This window comes from Bacteroides sp. BFG-606 (assembly GCF_024788145.1).
Classification (GTDB): Bacteria; Bacteroidota; Bacteroidia; order Bacteroidales; family Bacteroidaceae; genus Bacteroides; species Bacteroides vicugnae.
The window spans coordinates 4219806-4239213 of the sequence record NZ_JANUIL010000001.1; the positions used below are offsets into that span (position 1 = coordinate 4219806).

General features: G+C 42.5%; 17 protein-coding genes. 8 read left to right on the forward strand and 9 right to left on the reverse strand.

Features of this window, described 5'->3' with window-relative positions; all coding sequences use genetic code 11:
- Positions 1-23: 23 nt before the first annotated feature.
- From NXV01_RS15805 to NXV01_RS15815, 3 genes are all read left to right on the forward strand, one after another.
- Entirely contained in the window at positions 24-827 is an 804-nt protein-coding gene (locus NXV01_RS15805; RefSeq protein ID WP_259022849.1) for a C39 family peptidase, read from the forward strand.
- Positions 828-906: 79 nt separating this feature from the next.
- Positions 907-1992: an HpaII family restriction endonuclease gene (locus tag NXV01_RS15810; RefSeq protein WP_099145777.1), complete on the forward strand. Its 1086-nt coding sequence runs from the start codon at positions 907-909 to the stop codon at positions 1990-1992.
- Positions 1993-2059: 67 nt separating this feature from the next.
- Positions 2060-2629: a nitroreductase gene (locus tag NXV01_RS15815; RefSeq protein WP_148367238.1), complete on the forward strand. Its 570-nt coding sequence runs from the start codon at positions 2060-2062 to the stop codon at positions 2627-2629.
- Positions 2630-2833: 204 nt separating this feature from the next.
- On the opposite strand, the gene gcvP is transcribed toward NXV01_RS15815, so the two are convergent.
- The 6 genes from gcvP to NXV01_RS15845 form a co-directional block, all read right to left on the reverse strand.
- Positions 2834-5683, reverse strand: coding sequence for an aminomethyl-transferring glycine dehydrogenase (gene gcvP, locus NXV01_RS15820; protein WP_195649741.1), 2850 nt, complete (start codon positions 5681-5683; stop codon positions 2834-2836).
- A gap of 108 nt (positions 5684-5791) precedes the next feature.
- Entirely contained in the window at positions 5792-6430 is a 639-nt protein-coding gene (locus NXV01_RS15825; RefSeq protein WP_004311627.1) for an MBL fold metallo-hydrolase, read from the reverse strand.
- Positions 6431-6473: 43 nt separating this feature from the next.
- Entirely contained in the window at positions 6474-7094 is a 621-nt protein-coding gene (rsmG, locus tag NXV01_RS15830) for a 16S rRNA (guanine(527)-N(7))-methyltransferase RsmG (protein ID WP_217722242.1), read from the reverse strand.
- A gap of 112 nt (positions 7095-7206) precedes the next feature.
- A complete protein-coding gene (locus NXV01_RS15835) occupies positions 7207-8058 on the reverse strand; it encodes a DUF3298 and DUF4163 domain-containing protein (protein WP_074557205.1) in 852 nt (283 codons plus the stop codon).
- 144 nt (positions 8059-8202) lie between these two features.
- Positions 8203-8436: a YecH family metal-binding protein gene (locus NXV01_RS15840; RefSeq protein WP_074557207.1), complete on the reverse strand. Its 234-nt coding sequence runs from the start codon at positions 8434-8436 to the stop codon at positions 8203-8205.
- A gap of 74 nt (positions 8437-8510) precedes the next feature.
- The gene (locus NXV01_RS15845; protein ID WP_234132235.1) at positions 8511-9596 is read right to left on the reverse strand and encodes a metallophosphoesterase; all 1086 of its coding nucleotides are present in this window, start codon (positions 9594-9596) and stop codon (positions 8511-8513) included.
- 197 nt (positions 9597-9793) lie between these two features.
- On the opposite strand from NXV01_RS15845, the gene NXV01_RS15850 reads away from it, so the two are divergent.
- The 4 genes from NXV01_RS15850 (at position 9794) to NXV01_RS15865 (ending at position 15244) form a co-directional block, all read left to right on the forward strand.
- The gene (locus tag NXV01_RS15850; RefSeq protein ID WP_074557273.1) at positions 9794-10192 is read left to right on the forward strand and encodes a hypothetical protein; all 399 of its coding nucleotides are present in this window, start codon (positions 9794-9796) and stop codon (positions 10190-10192) included.
- A 124-nt stretch (positions 10193-10316) separates the two neighbouring features.
- Positions 10317-12539, forward strand: a complete 2223-nt coding sequence (locus NXV01_RS15855) for a TonB-dependent receptor (RefSeq protein WP_195649738.1) — start codon at positions 10317-10319, stop codon at positions 12537-12539.
- A 73-nt stretch (positions 12540-12612) separates the two neighbouring features.
- A complete protein-coding gene (locus NXV01_RS15860; RefSeq protein ID WP_074557212.1) occupies positions 12613-12936 on the forward strand; it encodes a heavy-metal-associated domain-containing protein in 324 nt (107 codons plus the stop codon).
- A 97-nt stretch (positions 12937-13033) separates the two neighbouring features.
- Entirely contained in the window at positions 13034-15244 is a 2211-nt protein-coding gene (locus tag NXV01_RS15865; protein WP_148367229.1) for a heavy metal translocating P-type ATPase, read from the forward strand.
- A 140-nt stretch (positions 15245-15384) separates the two neighbouring features.
- On the opposite strand, the gene NXV01_RS15870 is transcribed toward NXV01_RS15865, so the two are convergent.
- Positions 15385-16224, reverse strand: a complete 840-nt coding sequence (locus tag NXV01_RS15870; protein ID WP_074636520.1) for a helix-turn-helix domain-containing protein — start codon at positions 16222-16224, stop codon at positions 15385-15387.
- Between the two features lie 66 nt (positions 16225-16290).
- On the opposite strand from NXV01_RS15870, the gene lipB reads away from it, so the two are divergent.
- Positions 16291-16974: a lipoyl(octanoyl) transferase LipB gene (gene lipB, locus NXV01_RS15875; protein WP_074557218.1), complete on the forward strand. Its 684-nt coding sequence runs from the start codon at positions 16291-16293 to the stop codon at positions 16972-16974.
- Here the strand turns inward: lipB and NXV01_RS15880 are convergent.
- Together NXV01_RS15880 and NXV01_RS15885 are read right to left on the reverse strand one after the other, a co-directional pair.
- Entirely contained in the window at positions 16931-17848 is a 918-nt protein-coding gene (locus tag NXV01_RS15880; RefSeq protein ID WP_259022850.1) for a PorV/PorQ family protein, read from the reverse strand. The genes lipB and NXV01_RS15880 overlap by 44 nt on opposite strands.
- 2 nt (positions 17849-17850) lie before the next feature.
- Positions 17851-19407, reverse strand: coding sequence for an N-acetylmuramoyl-L-alanine amidase-like domain-containing protein (locus NXV01_RS15885; protein ID WP_148367222.1), 1557 nt, complete (start codon positions 19405-19407; stop codon positions 17851-17853).
- Between the last annotated feature and the right edge of the window lies 1 nt (position 19408).

Genomic DNA, 19408 nt, shown 5'->3' on the forward strand with positions numbered 1-19408 from the left:
AATAGAGATAGAGAGTGGATCGCATGATAAATAAATGTCACATATTTTTTAGTCTGTTTTTAAGTTCCTTTGTATGGATAAGCGTTCAGGCGCAAGCACAAGTACAGGAAGCTCAAAAACTGGCTCCTAATAATATTCCTGTTCCGTGGTATTCGCAGAAAATCGCGGGATGTCCTTACTCGCATTGCTCTCTGGCTTCTTCGTTAATGGTCTTTGATTATTTTAAGGGAATGACGGCTGATACACAACGTACAGCCCAGGATGCAGAAAAGAAACTAATTGAATATCAGCGGAATTACTTTATGAAAAAACGTGCTCCTTTCCGTCACCGTACTTCGATAGGGCAGGGAGGATATTATTCTTTTGAAATTGATTCGTTGACACGTTATTATGAAAACATGATAAGTGCCGAACATTTCCAGCAGAAAGATTACCGGATATTGAAAGATTATATTGATCGTGGCATTCCTGTGCTTGTGAATGTGAGATATACAGGCGCAGTTCGTGGTTTGCGTCCCGGTCCGAGAGGGCATTGGATGGTACTTCGCGGCATTGATGATAAACATGTGTGGGTGAATGATCCCGGACGTTCGCCGGAGATGCGGACTAAAGGAGAAAACATCTGTTATCCTATTAAGAAACAGCCGGGTAACCCTTCCTATTTTGATGGTTGTTGGACGGGACGATTTATCATAGTCACTCCTAGAGAATGGATACGAAATTCCCTGTTTGCACAAGTAGGCAAGCTCCCTCCATTGGAGGAGGTGACTCATATAGTTCCTCCGGTTGTGTCGTCTGTAGCCTTACCGCAGGTTATCAATCAGTAGAAGCAACTCATAGTTAGGAAAATTCAGTAGTAGGATTAAGATAAAACATTTGTAGTAAAATAAAGAAGAACAAAAATATATGGCATTTGAAGCAACCAAAAAAGAATGGTGCGAACTCTATTCTTTCTTTCGTCTCTTAGCAGACGGAAAAGTAGTGTTAGGCACGGCAGAAGCAAAGGCGGGAGATACATTTTGGCCTGTTGCAATGATTCAACGGGAAGAACATGATGGAACACGTCAATATTATATTGAAGAAGATACGATTCGTATAGAAGGAGAGAATGGGAGTAAGTCCATGCCTCGTGAAGATTTTGGTATTGTAGCTGATCTGATATTGCAGGCAGTGAAATCTTCTTCGGAAAATGATGTTGCTTCTCCGGAAGGAGTAGAAGAGTTTTTAGACGAAGCTGCCATTTTCGATTTGGAAGCAAAAACAGAAGATCGCACAGATTTTTCCGTTGCATTTTGGCATCCGAAAGCTCCGTTAAGAGGGTTCAATGTCCGCTCACGATTGGGCGCAATGAATCCGTTGCTGGACGGAGGACGTGCAGCGAATCTTAAATTGGAACAGAGCGGAATCAAATTTGCTACTCCAACAGTGAATAAAATCAATGCTTTGCCTGAATCTCCGAATGAGGTTGCCGAACGGATGATGATGATCGAACGTTTGGGTGGCGTACTTAAATACGCTGATGTAGCCGACCGTGTGTTCCGCAGTAATCTGTTGATGATTGATCTGCATTTTCCACGTGTACTGACAGAAATGGTTCGTATCATGCATTTGGATGGCATCTCCCGTATTGGTGAGTTGACAGAAATTATCAAACAAATGAATCCGTTGAAGATTAAAGATGAACTAATCAATAAGCATAAGTTCTATGAATTCAAGATGAAGCAGTTCTTGATGGCATTAGCATTGGGAATGCGTCCTGCAAAGATTTACAATGGATTGGATTCGGCTGTGGAAGGTATTCTGTTGGTGGATGGAAGTGGAGAAGTGCTCTGTTATCATAAATCGGAAAAGCAAATAATGGAGGATTTCTTGTTTCTAAATACTCGTTTAGAAAAAGGATCTTTAGAGAAAGACAAATACGGATTTTTGGAGAGGGAGAATGGAGTCTATTATTTCAAACTGAATGCAAAGATTGGGCTGGTCAAACGGTAGAAAAGTACGAAGCATTGATGAGTCAAACTAATAATGATGACATACTTATATAAAATACTTGTTATCCATGAAAACAAATGAAGTTTTAGAGAACATGAAAGCACGCCGTAGCGTACGGGCTTATACAGGCCAGCAAGTTTCAGAAGAGGATTTGCAGGCCATTTTGGAAGCTGCAACTTATGCACCGAGTGGAATGCATTTGGAAACATGGCATTTTACAGCTATTCAAAATATGGATAAGTTGACAGAACTGAATGAACGGATTAAAGGAGCTTTTGCAAAAAGCGGCGATTCTCGTTTGCAGGAACGTGGACATAGCAAGACTTATTGTTGCTATTATCATGCTCCGACTTTAGTGATTGTATCTAATGAGCCTACTCAATGGTGGGCTGGTATGGATTGTGCCTGTGCTATAGAAAATATGTTTCTGGCTGCCCAGTCTTTAGGTATCGGCTCTTGTTGGATCAATCAGTTGGGAACAACATGTGACGATCCGGAGGTTCGTGAATTTATTACTGCTTTAGGTGTTCCTGCCAATCATAAAGTCTACGGTTGTGTAGCTCTGGGATATGCCGATCCTAAGATTCCGATGAAAGAGAAAAAGATAAAAGCCGGTGCGATAACCATCGTGGAATAGAAATACCCGGCACTCTATTTGTGAAACGACATTTCATTATTCTTGAAGCGGTATCTTGATGTTCTTGGTCCGACACCTCAATACGCTTAAAGCGGTGTCTTACGATACTTAAAGCGGCACTTTAGGACTCCTAAAACGCCGCTTTATTTTTATACTATCTTTCCTGATTTAGGTAGACTGTCTGCCCTGTTTCAAAAGGACATATCAGTCAAAAGATCCATATCGGGTTGGCAACAGTTTGCGGTCTCCCAAGGTATTATCTACGCGAGCTACATTTATCCAAAATTTATTATCACGTACGCTTTCTATAGGATAGGCTGCTTTCTCGCGTGTATATGAGTGTTCCCAACGATCACTTACAATTTCGTATTCCGGATGAGGAGCATTAATCAATACATTATCATCTTTATCCGCTTCGCCATTCTTTACTTCTTGAATTTCTTTCCAGATATTCAGCATGACATCTACGAAATTGTCTAGTTCTGCCAGACTCTCACTTTCTGTCGGTTCAATCATCAACGTACCGTGGACAGGGAAAGAGAGGGTAGGAGCATGATAACCATAATCCATCAGACGTTTGGCAATATCATTCTCCGAGATACCTGCTTCCTCATGTACTTTCCGGCATTCCAGAATCATTTCGTGTCCTACGAAACCGTTGGCTCCCCGATAAACAACTCCATAGGTATCTTTCAGACAACTAGCCAGATAATTGGCATTCAGGATCGCAATTTTAGTTGCCTGTGTCAGTCCTTCCGCACCCATCATACGGATATATCCATATGTGATAGGCAGAATACCTGCACTGCCGAATGGAGCTGCTGATACTTGATTTTGTGAGTTGCCGAAGATTCCGTGTCCGGGAAGGAAAGAAACCAGATGTTCGGCTACGCAGATAGGACCGACTCCCGGACCTCCGCCACCATGAGGGGAAGCGAATGTTTTATGAAGATTCAAGTGGCAGACATCCGCACCGATGAATCCCGGATTGGTTAATCCTACTTGTGCATTCATGTTGGCTCCATCCATATATACTTGTGCACCACAGGCGTGAATGATGTCGCAAATCTCTTTTATCTCGGTTTCGAAGATACCATGTGTAGAAGGATAAGTAATCATCAGTGCAGCCAAATCATCTTTATTCTCTTCTGCTTTTGCACGCAAGTCGGCCATTTCTACATTCCCTTGCTCGTCGCATGCACAGGTAACAGTCACAAAGCCTGCCTGTATAGCTGACGCAGGATTTGTTCCGTGAGCCGAAGCCGGAATCAAGACTTTGTTCCGGTGTCCCTGACCGATACTTTCGAGATAGGCACGAATCACACGAAGGCCTGCATATTCTCCCGCGGCACCCGAATTGGGTTGTAGGCTGACTCCTGCAAATCCGGTGATAACTTTCAAATCTTCACTTAGGTTCTTGATTAATTCACGATAACCTTCTGCCTGATCTTCCGGGACCAGCGGGTGCATACCCATAAACTCGGGACGGCTTAAAGGCAACATTTCCGCGGCTGCATTCAGCTTCATTGTACATGAACCGAGGGAAATCATAGATTGTGCAAGAGAAATATCTTTGCGGTTCAGACGTTTGATGTAACGCATCATCTCTGTTTCCGTGTGATACTTGCTGAATACTTCGTGTGTCAGGAAAGGCGTTGTACGTTTCAAAGCCTTGTCGATATTGCTTCTTTCCGGAATATCGTCCACTTTCTGATAATCTTTTCCGGCGGCAATGGCAAAAATCGAGAGCAACACATTGGCAGCTGCCACGTCTGTTGTTTCGTCAATGCTGAAACCGACATTGCCATTTTCATAATAGCGCAGATTAACTTCTTTGGTAAGTGCTATCGTACGGATTTGCTGTGCCGAAACGTGTTCGGGCAATTCGAAACGTAAGGTGTCAAAGTATTGAGCGTTGACTTGTGTATATCCGCATTTCTTTAATTGCTTTTCAAGAAATACAGTAATGCTGTGTATACGCGATGCAATTGTAGTGATACCCTCCTGACCGTGATAAACAGCATAAAAGCCTGCCATAGTAGCTAATAGTGCCTGTGCGGTACAGATATTTGAAGTTGCTTTTTCCCGTTTGATATGTTGTTCACGTGTCTGTAAAGCCATTCGGTAGCAGAGCTTGCCATATTTGTCTTTGGACCATCCGATGATTCGTCCCGGCATATTCCGTTTATATTCATCTTTGGTAGCAAAGAAAGCAGCCGACGGACCGCCATAGAACATTGGAGTACCCAGACGTTGTGTGGTTCCGAATACAATATCTGCTCCCCATTCTCCCGGAGGAGTTAGCAGGGCGAGACTTAAAATATCAGCGGCAACAGCTACTTTGCAGTCTGCAGCATGTGCCTTTTCGGTAAATTCGGAATAGTCCTCTACGTTTCCATGTGAGTTCGGATATTGCAGAATACAGGCAAACACTTCCGGTGAAGGTTCAAAATCTTTATATTTGCCTACACGTAGTTCGATGCCTTGGGGTACGGCACGTGTAGTCATAACAGCTAATGTCTGCGGAAAAATATTCTCGTCTACGAAGACTACGTTCGCATTGGCTTTCTGTTGTGCGCGAGAGCGTAAGGCATACATCATGCTTACGGCTTCGGCGGCGGCAGTTGCTTCGTCCAAAAGTGAGCAGTTGGCGAGTGGCATGGCAGTAAGGTCACATACGGCTGTCTGGAAATTCATCAATGCTTCCAGACGTCCTTGCGATACCTCTGTCTGGTACGGAGTGTAAGAAGTATACCATACCGGGTTTTCGAATACATTCCGCTGGATAACGGCCGGAGTGATCGTGTTGTACCATCCCAAACCGATATATGTAGTATATAGTTTGTTTTTAGCTGCCAGTTCAGCGATGTGTTTTCCAAATTCGTATTCCGTCAGCGGACTAGTCAATGCTAGTGGCTCTTTCAGCCGTATATTGGCGGGAATTGTCTGATTAATCAGTTCGTCCAGTGAGTTCACGCCAATTTTGCGGAGCATTATGGCTGTATCTTGTTCATTGATGCCGATGTGACGGCTAGCTAACAAATCGGTTTTCATAATAATCAAGTATTAAATTAAGTGTTAAGTATCAAGTATTAAGTATTACCGCAGTTAATGGGCGATTCACCTTGTTAATACCTAATATTTGATACTTATTCTTTTTTATTATCTAAAAAATGGGTTTTCAGCTTTCTCCATTCCGATAGTCGTGGGAGCACCGTGCCCCGGATAAACGACTGTTTCGTTGGGGAGAACAAATAAACGGCTGCAAATATGCTCTATCAGTTCATCGAAGTTACCTCCTGTGAGATCAGCGCGGCCGATGCTGCCTTGGAACAGGACGTCGCCGGAGAACATGCAGTTGTCTTCTTTGCAATAGTACACCAAGCTGCCGGGTGAATGTCCGGGCACGTGTATCGCTTCCAGTTTGGTATGTCCGAAAGTGATGATATCTCCGTCATGCAGGTATTTGCCCAGTGGTACAGGTTCTTCCTGCAACTGAAAACCAAACATTCTGCTTTGTTTCGGTGCTTCGTCAATCCAGTACTCGTCTGCTTTGTTTGCTTCTGCCGATAATCCGAATTCTTTTAGCATGAACGGATTTCCGAAGATATGATCCAGGTGTAAATGAGTATTCAGCAGATGCTTTACATTCAGTTCATTGGTCAGAATGAACTTTTTCAGTGCCTGCTTTTCTTCTTCATAGAAACAGCCCGGATCAATTACGACTGCTTCTTTAGTGTCATCCCATAATACGTAGCAATTTACGGGAAACATATTAAATTCAAATCTTTTTATTTTCATGGTTTCTCTATGATTTATCATCTATCAGAACATATAGTCTTGTTTAAATCGGAACATATACCACTTTTTTTGTTTTAAAGAACTCTTCCTCGAAGTTGTCGCTCAAGCTATGAATGACCGTTTTATGTTTGAACGGCATTGTTTCGTGCTCCAGTTCACCGCCTTTGAGACAGATAAGTCCGTTGGGCAATGCATTCTGTTGTTTCGAAGAGATATTCTTTTTGATAATCTTAATCAAATCCGCCAAAGGCATTACGGCACGGCTGACAACAAAGTCGAACGTTTGTTTCTCCTCTTCTGCACGGGCATGGCGGAAAGTCACATTTTTCAGTCCGATGGCATTTGCCACTTCGGTTGCTACACGTACTTTCTTGCCGATGCTGTCTACGAGGTGGAATTTTACCTCGGGAAACAGGATTGCTAAAGGAATGCCGGGAAAACCTCCTCCTGTACCCAGGTCCATGATGCTGGTTCCGGGGCGGAATTGGATGACTTTGGCAATGCCTAATGAATGGAGCACGTGATGCTCATATAGATTCTCAATGTCTTTGCGGGAGATAACGTTGATTTTTGAATTCCAGTCAGTGTAGAGGGCGTATAGAGCTGCGAATTGTTTGCGCTGCTCTTCCGTCAGATCAGGAAAATATTTCAGTATGATTTCCACTTTTGAATTTTGAATTATAAGTTTTGAATGATAGATGTGGATGAATATCCTATTTTGTCACATGGAAGTGATAACAACAGGGTATTCATTGGTGTTCAGCTTTTTATGAATTTTAATTTTTCAGCTCTCCCAGAATCGGGTTACTGCCTAATAGATGTTCCATCATAGCAAATGGGATTGTTACCTTTACAGGTCCCATAGAATAAGGAGTGATATCATATACATTATAATAGAAGGTGACTCCTTCTTTGCTTAGGTAGAAATTCTCTGTCGGAGTGATGTCACCGGTTGAAGCATATCCCATGTCTTCCAATGCTTCGTGAGTGGTCACTTTGTTGTCCGCCATGAGCTGATTCCAGATCAGGTCGGTCAATGCATCTTTGTAGTCTCCGACAAAAATATCATCGAGACGGAGCGGACGCATCAGGGTGAGGTCCATATTTAAATAAGTTGCCATGTAAATACCATGTGCACCTCCGGTATATTCGTTATAGTCGATGCGGTATACAAGCAGGTCTTTATCATACAGTTGCACATGGCTTTCTATACCTTTATAATAAGAATACCAGGCACCGATGGAAGATTCGTCTTCCTTGTCTTTCTCATCCTCGGTATACATAGGCTCGAGATCGCGACGGTATTCGCTGATATAATTCTCGGTATATTGCTTTACAACTTCTTCCGGTTTTTCACCGATGTATTTATCACCGAAACAGGCCGAAATGAAATAAGTATTCAGACTGTCTTTCAGCATATCATCCGATGATTTTACCGGATAAGCAAAATTAATAATAATATTGCAGGCCGGTTTGGCTGTATCATTGAAGAGGTGCGCTGTCTTATTCACTTGAATGCTATCAAACTGTAACGCACCTGTGTTTTTGTTCATCTTGTCATGACAAGAAAACAAAAAGCCGCTTACCGAAAGTATAATTGCAAGCAGACTGACATATTGTTTTTTCATACCCGTTTTTTCTGTAAATTCAACATTTGTTTTATCATTCACTATTGACAAATATAGATGAAATTCGTGAATCGGGCTAATAAAAACAGAAAAATTTGCAGCTATTTATCCCCTAAAATGGGATTGGCGGATATTATCCGCCAATCAATGCTTGCAAACTTTAGTGATATCTACTGTGAATCCATCTTCAGCAGGCATAAACTTCCCTTTCATTTTGAGAAATTCGATAAGGGTATCTACATCCATGTTTTCTGCCGAGCAAGTATAAAAACGTTGCTGTGAGCCAAACTTCTTAATGATTGCTTCCCGCAATGATGATTCCGAGTAGCTATTTCCTTCCATCATGTGGAGGACTTCATGAGCATGTAATTGTTCCATAATCTTTTTTTTCTGCAAAGATAGGGCAGAGATTACTCAGAAACTGTAACATATGTGACAAAACTGCATAATATTCATTGAAAATTGAAAATAACCATTTCACTATACGTTCCTATTCTGAAAGGTGGTCCCCAAAGAGATAATCCGGAAGATACATACACGTGACTGTTTCCCCATTGGCGATAACCGTGGCTTTGCTCGAATATAGATTCGGTCACCCAACTAATAGGCCATATTTGTCCGTGGTGTGTATGCCCGCTGAATTGCAGGTCGATGCCGGCAGCTTCTGTTTCTTCTAAATCAAAAGGTTGATGATCCAATAAAATGATAGGTTTGCTTTTATCGACATTCACCATTAATTCTTGCAGGGAACGACGCTTGCGGTTATGGCGGTCATCACGTCCTATCAGTTGGATGCCATTAGGAAGTGTGACTACTGAATCGCGCAATAATTGTATTGGAGTGCTTTTTATATATCGGATACTTTCATCGATACCACTAATGTATTCGTGGTTGCCGAGAACCATATAGATACCCATAGGAGCTTTCAAGTCGCCCAATTCTTCCGCCATATTCTCTGTATAAAGAGGTACGACGCTATTATCAATCAAGTCACCACTAATCAGAATCAAGTCGGGATGCTGCGCATTTATCATTTCCACATATTTTTTTAATGCGGCTTTCCCTGTACCATTTCCCAAGTGAACATCGCTGATTGCAACGATTTTAATTGCTTGGGGAGTATCTTCATATTGTTTATTGGTTAAAATGCTGACTACATTGGTTTCCGGATGATGATAGTTATACACTCCATATCCCAGCAGTCCCAACGTGAACACTAAAGACAGATAGAACCTATATTTGCAGACAACTTTGAATAATTTCAAGATATCAAACAAAAGTAGGAATAATGCCATGTATAAAGTAAATATCAGCCAACTTGTTCCAATGGTGTACATCGAATGGGAGATAAAGACAGGTATCTCAAGGTTACGAGCCAGCATCGTGCCGAAAAAGGATAAAGCACATATCCAGAATAAAACGGTCAGGAATATTTTTACTCCGAGAGATTTAACCTTCAGAGCTTGTTTTGCTCTGATAAATATGTAGGCATTACCTACCAGATAAAGAGTGATAATAATCAGTAAATATGTAAGCATAGTGTTTACTTAAAAATCAGAGGAATTATTGGGGCAAAGATAGGTTTTATTGTTGAGTAAAAAGAGTTAATAGTGCTGATATGACTCTAAAATAGCCAAATAAAGGAAAGGGAATGGTGTCTGTAACGGATTGATTGAATCTTAATTACGAAAAATTATAGGAAAATCTGTTTTTATTCTTATCTTTGTCCTCTGAAATGAAAAGACTAGCCTACATAACAGCACTCATCCTCTCTCTCCTGATTATCTATTCAGGAGGCGGAGTCTCTATTGTGCGTTATTGCTGTGCCCGTTGTGAAACGGTGCAGAGCTGTTGTGATACAGGCTGTCCGAAGTGTAAAAAGGCTCATACTTGTGATTCAAAAAAAGGTTGTAAAGATAAAGGTTGTACAGCTACTATCTATAAGCTCGATTTGATGAAACATGCTACTGAACTGACAACATCTGCTTTGGTAGTCGATCTTTTGTGTGAGCATTTTTGCTATCTGTTGACTCCGACCTATGCGGATAAACCGGTAGAATATGATAGTCTGACCTCTCCGCCACCTCTCTGTTCGAGGCAGAAGTTGGCGTTATATTCCACTTATATTATTTAGCCACTATTTCTTTCTTATTTATTCCTTTGCTTTCTATTGAATATGAAAGTAAAGCAAAACTGAATGCAACTAAGTTGCATGAGAAATGAATTAATTTTGTATCTCGAAAGTAACTTTAGAAAGAATGAAATATATGATAATAGGGCTGTTCCTGTTATTTGCCGGTAATATATATGCGCAAGTACGGGGAACAGTGAAAGATAGTGCTGGGGAGGCTATTCCGGGTGCAAATGTGTTTTGGATGAATACAGGACAAGGAGTGACAACTAAGGAAGATGGTAGTTTTTCTATTGTAAAACCTTCCAAAAGCCACATGTTAATAATCAGTTTTATTGGTTTCCAGAATGATACCATTCATGTGAGCAGTAAAAATCAGCAGTTGGATATTGTGCTTCGTGATGGAGTGGAATTGAATGAGGTGAATATTGTCACTCGCAAATTAGGAACGATGAAATTACGCAGTAGCGTGATGAACGAAGATATGATAAGCAGTGCTGAACTGAGTAGAGCTGCTTGTTGTAATCTGGGTGAAAGTTTTGTGACCAATCCTTCGGTAGATGTGAGCTATTCTGATGCAGCAACAGGGGCCAAGCAGATTAAATTGTTGGGACTGTCCGGCACTTATGTGCAGATGTTGACGGAAAATATTCCGAATTATCGTGGGGCGGCTTCTCCTTATGGACTAGGGTATGTCCCGGGTCCGTGGATGCAGAGTATACAAGTTTCCAAAGGAACATCTTCAGTAAAGAATGGTTATGAAGCCATCACGGGACAGATTAACGTGGAATTTAAGAAGCCGCAGTTGCCGGAAGCCGACTGGGTATCTGCCAATCTTTTTGCAAGCACTACCAACCGGTATGAAGCCAATGCAGATGCTACATTGAAACTTTCCAAACGGTGGAGCACTTCTCTGCTGGCGCATTATGAAAATGAGACTAAGGCACATGATGGTAATGATGACGGATTTGTGGATATTCCTCAAGTAGAGCAGTATAACGTGTGGAACCGATGGGCATATATGGGCGACCATTATGTTTTTCAGGCAGGTATCAAAGCTCTTTCCGAAACACGTACCAGCGGACAAGCCAATCATGGAGGGGCAATACACTCCGGTGATTTATATAAAGTGGGGATTGATACGGAACGTTATGAATTCTTCACCAAGAATGCTTACATATTTAATAAGGAGAAGAATACGAATCTGGCATTGATTCTTTCCGCTACTTTGCACAATCAGGATGCTACGTATGGGCGCAAACTGTATAATGTGGATCAAACCAACGTTTATGCTTCGCTAATGTTTGAAACGGAATTTAATCCGCAGAACAGTTTTTCCGCAGGATTAAGCTTCAATTATGACGCTTACGACCAGCATTATCGTTTGGAGAATAATACGGATAATCCTCTCAAAGCTTTTGAAAAGGAAGCTGTTCCCGGTGCATACGTGCAATATACGTTGAACCTGAATGATAAATGGATGGTGATGGCGGGTTTGCGTGGAGACTACAGTAACGAACATGGTTTCTTTGTGACTCCGCGTGCACATCTTAAATACAATCCGAATGATTATGTGAACTTCCGTCTTTCTGCCGGAAAAGGGTATCGTACCAATCATGTGCTGGCAGAAAACAATTATCTGCTTTCCAGTAGTCGTAGGGTAGAAATAGCTAAGAATCTGGATATGGAAGAAGCATGGAATTACGGTGCTAGTGTATCTACTTATATTCCTATATTCGGCAAGACGCTGAATGTAAATGCGGAATACTATTACACGGATTTCTTGAAACAAGTAATAGTGGATATGGATAGCAACCCTCATGAAGTGGCTTTCTATAATTTGGATGGACGTTCTTACTCGCATGTATTTCAGGTGGAAGCAAGTTATCCTTTCTTTAAAGGATTTACCTTGACAGGAGCTTACCGACTCACGGATGCAAAAACGACTTACAAGGGAGTGCGAATGGAGAAACCTCTAACCAGCAAATACAAAGGCTTGCTCACTGCTTCCTACCAGACTCCGCTGGGAATTTGGCAGTTTGATGCAACACTGCAACTGAATGGTGGAGGTAGGATGCCTACTCCTTATGAATTGGGAGATGGACAGTTGTCTTGGGAACGCCGTTATGGTAGTTTTGAGCAGTTGAGCTTACAGGTGACACGTTACTTCCGCCGCTGGTCTATCTATGTAGGAGGCGAGAACCTGACCAATTTCAAACAAAAGAATCCGATTATCGATGCGGCAAATCCTTGGGGAAGCAACTTTGATTCCACGATGATATGGGGACCGGTACACGGGGCAAAAGGATATATCGGAATACGTTTTAATTTAGCTAGGAATAGTGAGTAAAAACAGAAGAATAGTGAGTAGCGAAACGATCGCATAGAAAATAAAGAATACTAATTTTAAACTGATAGGAAAAATGAAAACAAAAAGATGGATGGCCACTTGCGTGGTGGCTCTTTTGAGTGTAGCAGCTGTATTGGCAAAAGATATTCGTGTAGTCGTATTTAAAGTGTCCCAGATGCATTGTGAGAAATGCGAAAAGAAAGTAAAAGACAATATGCGTTTTGAAAAAGGATTGAAGGATATTGCGACCGAAGTAAAAACTAAATTGGTGACTATCACATATGATGCTGAAAAAACGAATGTAAAGAACTTGCAAGCAGGATTTAACAAGTTTAATTATGAAGCTGAATTTGTAAAAGAAACAAAGAAAGACGATCAGAAGACTGATAAGAAGTAATTGAACAAATACCTGTATTAGCTTGTTTCTATAAACAAACAATGGTTCTTCCCCGACTTCTTTCCGGGAGGAAGGGAAGACCATAAATAATAATTATATGGGTAACACAATAAAAAAGGCATTTCCTGTGCTTAATATGCATTGTGCAGGATGTGCCAATAATGTAGAAAAAACAGTGAAAAAATTGCCGGGAGTCATTGAGGCTTCCGTTAATTTTGCTACCAATACATTGACCGTTTCTTATGAGAAAGACCAGCTGACTCCCGGAGAAATCCGTGCGGCTGTGCTTGCGGCAGGTTATGATCTGATTGTGGAAGAAGCCCACAAAGAGGAACGCCGGGAAGAGGAGCAGCAGATGCGTTACACTCGTTTGAAGTGGAAAGTGATTGGGGCTTGGATTTTGGTAGTACCGTTGTTGGTATTTTCCATGATACTGATGCATGTACCATACTCTAATGAGATTCAAATGCTACTTGCTATCCCTGTCATGGTCTTTTTTGGAGGTGGTTTCTTTACCGGGGCTTGGAAACAGGCTAAACTGGGACGGAGCAATATGGATACACTGGTTGCACTTAGTACTTCCATTGCTTTTCTGTTCAGTCTGTTCAATACTTTTTTCCCCGAATTTTGGTATGCTCGCGGATTGGAACCGCACGTCTATTATGAGGCTTCTGCAGTGATTATCGCTTTCGTTCTTACCGGAAAATTGATGGAGGAGCGTGCTAAAGGCAATACCTCGACTGCTATTCGCAAGTTGATGGGAATGCAGCCTAAAGTTGCCCGGGTTCTGCGCAATGGAGTGGAAGAGGAGATTTTGATCGAGAACCTCCAGATAGGTGATATGGTTGTTGTACGTCCGGGAGAACAGATACCTGTGGACGGTCAACTCTCCGAAGGCGATTCGTATGTTGACGAAAGCATGATTAGTGGTGAACCGGTTCCGGTAGAAAAGAAGAAAGGCGATAAAGTCTTGGCAGGAACGATCAACCAGCGTGGCTCATTTATCATACACGCCACACAGGTAGGTAGTGAAACGGTGCTTGCCCGCATCATTTCCATGGTGCAGGAAGCACAGGGTAGCAAAGCTCCCGTGCAACGTATCGTCGACCGTATTACTGGAATTTTCGTACCTGTCGTATTGGGTATTGCCATCCTGACATTTGTTTTATGGGTTGCCATCGGTGGTAGTGAATATATCTCTTATGGTATTCTGTCGGCTGTTTCTGTTCTTGTCATTGCTTGTCCGTGTGCTTTGGGACTTGCTACGCCTACTGCATTGATGGTGGGAATAGGTAAAGCTGCCAGCCAGCATATTCTGATTAAAGATGCAGTAGCTTTGGAACAAATGCGTAAAGTGGATGTCGTTGTACTGGATAAAACCGGGACATTGACTGAAGGACACCCTACTGCTACCGGATGGTTATGGGCACAATCGCAGGAACCTCATTTCAAAGATGTGCTTTTAGCCGCAGAAATGAAATCGGAGCATCCGCTTGCCGGTGCTATCGTTTCTGCACTTCAGGATGAAGAGAAAATAAAACCTGCTACGTTGGATAGTTTCGAAAGTATTACGGGAAAAGGAATCAAAGTTTCTTATGAAGGACATACCTACTGGGTAGGTAGTCATAAACTCCTAAAAGATTTCAGTGCGACAGTAAATGATGTGATGGCTGAAATGCTGGTTCGCTATGAATCGGATGGCAATGGTATTATCTACTTTGGACGCGAAAACGAGTTATTGGCTATCATTGCTGTTTCTGACCCGATAAAGGCTACTTCTGCCGAAGCGGTAAAAGAACTGAAACGTCAAGGTATTGACATCTGTATGTTGACGGGTGACGGGCAGCGGACGGCATTAGCTGTTTCTTCCCGTTTAGGAATTGAACGTTTTGTTGCTGACGCTCTGCCGGACGATAAGGCCGAATTTGTGCGTGAGCTTCAAATGCAGGGAAAGAAAGTCGCTATGGTAGGAGATGGTATCAATGATTCGCAGGCTCTGGCACTGGCTGACGTTAGCATTGCCATGGGGAAAGGAACTGATATTGCTATGGACGTAGCTATGGTAACCTTGATGACATCGGATTTATTGCTGCTTCCTAAAGCTTTTCAGCTGTCAAAGCAGACGGTCAAACTGATTCATCAGAATCTTTTCTGGGCGTTTATTTATAATCTGATCGGGATTCCTATTGCTGCCGGTATCTTATTTCCATTGAATGAGTTGTTATTGAATCCGATGTTGGCAAGTGCTGCAATGGCCTTCTCCAGTGTGAGTGTAGTGCTCAATTCATTGAGCTTGGGAAGAAAATGAGTAAGCGACTGTAAAAAGAAAACAAACTGTAAGTAAATAATAAACGGTGAATACTTTGCGGATCATGCGCAATTTATTCACCGTTCGTTTTTTTGCAATTCGTTGTTTATAATTTTATCCTCTATCGCTCTTCATAGGAATTATCTGTTTCTGAATTCCAATGGCGTCATTCCTACGTACCGCCTAAAATATTTACCAAAGAATGAGGCACTGGGGAAATTTAGAGAATAAGCTATTTCTTGGATAGTCATATTAGTGCCTTTCAGTTTCGCTTTGGCATCCATGATTACAATATAAGCAATGGTATCCAATACACTTTTACCTGTCACTTGTCTCACGGTTGTGCTTAGATGCTGAAGCGAGATTCCCAGTTTGTCTGCGTAGAATTGTGCACGACGTTCATTCTTATAATTCTCGGTGATGGCTTGAATCAATTCCCGGCAGATTTCCTTTTTGCGGTTTGAGCTGCTGTTCTCACCCGGAAATTTATGATATATCAGTCGTATGCTTGTCAGGATAGTCTGAAGGGATAACTCAACCAATTCGGAATCCATTTCGAAGTTCTCATTGCAACTGGCCCGTGATAATAGAGCAAAATAGTCTTTCAGATAACTGGCTACTTCTTCATTAAGAGGAACCACCGGTTGCTCTATCAGTTTGGGATATGCATTACCGATATTCTTCATCAGATTGATTCGTCCGGCACAATGGGCAGAGAAGCCGGCAAAGCAAAGACATACTTTTTCTGTTCTCTCCCGGAACTGGATGATTGTTCCCGGTAACAATGTTATCAGGTCATTAGGACGAATTTCATAATCAAGCAGATTGATGGAGGCTTTCATCGAACCTTCGGTACAGATGGCAACAATACATGCCTGCAACCGGCACGATTGCTTATAAATATTGAGAATGTCTTCCGTAACATTCGTCCATGCTAATACTTCGGTAGGCAAGTCTACCTGTGGAAAGTCCATTTTCATAGTTGTGTTTGTTATATTAGGCCAACAAATGTACACATTTTCTTTTTATTTCTTACCTTTGTTTTCATGAAAACAGTTTTTATTGATTGGAATTTTATCCCATATGCCGAAGCATGGCAACGGCAGACAGAATGGTTTGATGAGATTGTCCGGGCAAAAGTTCAGGGCGGGAGTTATGAAAATCGTGTCGTAATGTGCGAGCATCCCCATGTTTATACATTAGGGCGTAGCGGGAAAGAAAATAATATGCTGTTGAGTGGTGAACAGCTGAAAGCTATTGACGCTACTCTTTATCATATTGATCGGGGAGGGGATATTACCTATCATGGCCCCGGACAACTGGTATGCTATCCGATACTGAATCTTGAAGAATTTCAGTTAGGATTGAAAGAATACGTCCATCTGTTGGAAGAAGCGGTGATTCGTGTATGTGCTTCTTATGGCATTGAAGCCGGACGTTTAGAGAAAGCGACAGGAGTGTGGCTGGAGGGTGATACGCCCCGTGCACGTAAGATTTGTGCTATCGGAGTGAGGAGCAGTCACTTTGTCACTATGCACGGACTGGCTTTGAATGTGAATACGGATTTGCGTTATTTCAGCTATATCCACCCTTGCGGGTTTATAGATAAAGGCGTCACTTCTCTTCGTCAGGAATTAAAGCACGATGTGCCGATGGACGAAGTGAAGCAACGCCTCGAAGATGAGCTTAGAAAACTATTCCAACTCCCAGCTGCCAAGTGCGGTGCATAAAGCAATCCTTGTCAGCCAAGGCATAAGAGAAGTCTGCACGTATCGGCCAGAAGTTGATTCCGCAGCCTAAAGTGCCGTAGTTACCTATTCCTTTGTCTTTGTCTCCAAAATGGTATCCTGCACGGACAACACCATATTTCAGGAAATTATATTCGGCTCCTATACCGGCCTGTAAATGACGGATTTCAGAAGGAAGCAGGTAATTAAAGTCGAGCGCAACCTGCAAACGATTTTCTATACTGAATGGCAGGTCGATCGTACCTCCTAAGCCTAATTTGGCAGGTAATTTCTGTCCATCCAGTTTTTTGCCTAAGTTGGCAGCTTGGAAACCAATGCTCCAGGAAGCCATTTCGTCCAACAGAGCCATGCTGCGATAGTAAGTCGCACCGAAGTCCAGGCAAACACTATTCTTGGTGTCTGCACCTTCTGCGGCTTTGGCTTGCAGGTATCTGAACGTTAATGACATAGATAGATTCTTGGCTACATTTCTGAAATAGGCAGCTTCCAGATCCCATATATGCGGACGGTAATCAAATACTTTGGGATCTTTGAAATGCCGGAAACCTATAGCAAATCCATGTATGCCTTCCCTGCCGATCCGATAGAAAAGGGAGGCACTATGTAGCGCATAGTCTTTGTTGATATTGGCGTATGAATAACTCGCCCCCATCACTTCCTGTGAGAAGGCGATGGTAGAAGCATTATGAAAGATAGCTGTACTACCGTTATCGGTGGTAGCTAATCCTGTACCTGCCATACCTGCCGATTGGGCGTCCGGAGTAAGTTCCAGAAAGTAGGCGTTTGCCATTTCTTGTGCTCCCAGCAAAGTGGGGAATAAGCACGAGACGAGAAGGAAATGTTTTACTCGTTTCATAATCAGTTATTTTTAGAGTGAGACATCCGGACAACACGTATGCCTGTCCATGATTTATTGTTGTTTAGCATGTGATTGAGAGGTTCATCGCTGACAACTACTTTTCCCAATGTAGAAGAAGCGTGTAGCAGATGTAGTTTTCCATGTCTATATGCTGCTATTCCCACATGAGCTATATCCAATCCGGACATTTTCGTTGTAATAGCAATAATATCTCCATTCATAATCCAAGGCAATCCGGCTTCCGGCAATTCGTTTTTCGGCAGCCAATGTACCACTTTTCCGGAAATAGCTTTTTCATGTTCGGCCATTTGTAGTACATTTTCCGGCGAATCAGCCATTTTTTTGTATTGCCAGGGGTGAGCGGACATATATGAAAGAGCTAATTTATTTGTATGTAGACTGTTCTTGGCAGTAATATCTGTGAGGAATCCGTGGCGAACGCCGTTTTCAATCCATTCAGAAGTGTAATGCAACCGGGAAGGATATCCGTTGATGATGCCATCCCGATAGCGTATTTTCTGCAGATTGTCAGCAAAGGAAGAGCCGAGTGCCTGTGCAAGTGTATATTCTACAAAAGTGAGGCAATCTACCGCATCAGTCCGAATCACTAGCGTTTCTTTTTCGTCTTGGTCTAATGTGTTGGCCACATATTTGGTTCCCAGGTAAGATTTCCCGATCCGTAACATAGGTTCCGAATCTTCCGGGAATACAACACCGTCGCGCAACCATTTCTCTAATTCTTGTGTCCATTGTTGCTTATACTTAAAACTGTCCTGAAATCCCCAGCCATGTCCTCCGGTAGGATAGATGTGGAGAGTGGCCGGAACTTTATTTTTTTGTAAAGCAAGGTAATAGTTTACTCCATGGTAAGGCGGTACGGAAGGATCGTCGGAGGTAAGAGCTATAAATGCTTGAGGAGTATCGGGAGTTACTTGCAGTTCGGCCGAGAATTTCTGTATCTGTTCCATCGTGGGATTCTTTCCGAGCAATGCCTCTCTTGTATTTCCCCGGGTGACTTGCATCATCGTGACCACCGGATAAAGCAATATCTGAAAATCCGGACGTGTTTCCGAATTATAATGAGTGGCGATTGTAGAAGCTAAATGTCCCCCTGCAGAGGCTCCCATTATTCCTACCTTATGAGGATTGACATTCCATTCCTTGGCATGTTGCCGTACCATGCGAATTGCTTGTTCAGCGTCTGATATGGGGACTTCGCTATGTCCGTTCGGCATCCGGTATTTTAATACAATATAGGTGATACCTTGTCCGCAAAACCAAGGGGCCATATCATACCCTTCTCCATCCATACCGAGTCCACGATAACCGCCTCCGGGACACATGATAATGGCCATCCCATTTGGTTTTTCCGGATGGTAGACTGTCATAGTGGGGTATGTGACATTTGTGACAAAATGAGGACGTACTTCCTGCTCTTCTCCGGTTAACCCACTGGAGTTGGGAGCACCGTCGGGCCACAAAGGTAGCTCGACGGGCTGTTGTGCAAATGTTATTGCAGTTATAAGCGATACTATGATGGATAAGAGTCTCCTCATA

Bases quoted from the DNA above. Each gene is read 5' to 3' on its own strand.
- NXV01_RS15870 (WP_074636520.1), bottom strand. From the start codon at position 16,224: ATGAAAATGGACTTTCCACAGGTAGACTTGCCTACCGAAGTATTAGCA.
- NXV01_RS15880 (WP_259022850.1), bottom strand. From the start codon at position 17,848: ATGAAACGAGTAAAACATTTCCTTCTCGTCTCGTGCTTATTCCCCACT.
- NXV01_RS15850 (WP_074557273.1), top strand. From the start codon at position 9,794: ATGAAAAGACTAGCCTACATAACAGCACTCATCCTCTCTCTCCTGATT.
- NXV01_RS15825 (WP_004311627.1), bottom strand. From the start codon at position 6,430: ATGAAAATAAAAAGATTTGAATTTAATATGTTTCCCGTAAATTGCTAC.
- NXV01_RS15885 (WP_148367222.1), bottom strand. From the start codon at position 19,407: ATGAGGAGACTCTTATCCATCATAGTATCGCTTATAACTGCAATAACA.
- gcvP (WP_195649741.1), bottom strand. From the start codon at position 5,683: ATGAAAACCGATTTGTTAGCTAGCCGTCACATCGGCATCAATGAACAA.
- NXV01_RS15805 (WP_259022849.1), top strand. From the start codon at position 24: ATGATAAATAAATGTCACATATTTTTTAGTCTGTTTTTAAGTTCCTTT.
- NXV01_RS15860 (WP_074557212.1), top strand. From the start codon at position 12,613: ATGAAAACAAAAAGATGGATGGCCACTTGCGTGGTGGCTCTTTTGAGT.
- NXV01_RS15810 (WP_099145777.1), top strand. From the start codon at position 907: ATGGCATTTGAAGCAACCAAAAAAGAATGGTGCGAACTCTATTCTTTC.
- NXV01_RS15835 (WP_074557205.1), bottom strand. From the start codon at position 8,058: ATGAAAAAACAATATGTCAGTCTGCTTGCAATTATACTTTCGGTAAGC.
- NXV01_RS15815 (WP_148367238.1), top strand. From the start codon at position 2,060: ATGAAAACAAATGAAGTTTTAGAGAACATGAAAGCACGCCGTAGCGTA.
- NXV01_RS15855 (WP_195649738.1), top strand. From the start codon at position 10,317: ATGAAATATATGATAATAGGGCTGTTCCTGTTATTTGCCGGTAATATA.
- lipB (WP_074557218.1), top strand. From the start codon at position 16,291: ATGAAAACAGTTTTTATTGATTGGAATTTTATCCCATATGCCGAAGCA.
- NXV01_RS15845 (WP_234132235.1), bottom strand. From the start codon at position 9,596: ATGCTTACATATTTACTGATTATTATCACTCTTTATCTGGTAGGTAAT.
- NXV01_RS15865 (WP_148367229.1), top strand. From the start codon at position 13,034: ATGGGTAACACAATAAAAAAGGCATTTCCTGTGCTTAATATGCATTGT.
- NXV01_RS15840 (WP_074557207.1), bottom strand. From the start codon at position 8,436: ATGGAACAATTACATGCTCATGAAGTCCTCCACATGATGGAAGGAAAT.